This window comes from Collinsella intestinalis (assembly GCF_902501455.1).
In the GTDB taxonomy this organism is placed as follows: Bacteria; Actinomycetota; Coriobacteriia; order Coriobacteriales; family Coriobacteriaceae; genus Collinsella; species Collinsella intestinalis.
This window is the reverse complement of sequence record NZ_CABWIC010000012.1, coordinates 1-340: the sequence shown is the minus strand read 5'-3', so window position 1 is coordinate 340 and position 340 is coordinate 1. Positions and strand designations below refer to the sequence as shown.

The following is a 340-nucleotide window of genomic DNA, read 5'->3' as shown; positions in this document are numbered from 1 at the left end:
CTTGTAGGCCTCGCAGTCAAGCCCGCTTATGCTCTTGCACTCAAGAGGACGGTTGCCGACCGTCCCGAGCGGACCTTCGCGCGCCTCCGTTACCCTTTAGGAGGCGACCGCCCCAGTCAAACTACCCACCTGGCACGGTCCCCCATCCGGATGACGGCATGGGGTTAGGACGCCGGCGCGCCGAGGGCGGTATTCCAAGGTCGGCTCCACCCGGGCTGGCGCCCGGGCTTCGAAGCCTCCCGCCTATCCTCTACGCGACGGGCCAGCGGCCAATGCCAAGCTGCAGTGAAGGTTCACGGGGTCTTTCCGTCCTTCCGCGGGTAAGTCGCATCTTCACGAC

General features: G+C 65.9%; 1 rRNA gene. It reads right to left on the bottom strand.

Annotated elements, in window-relative coordinates:
• A 23S ribosomal RNA gene (locus AOBCEHNH_RS07015) occupies positions 1–340 on the bottom strand; the annotation flags it as partial.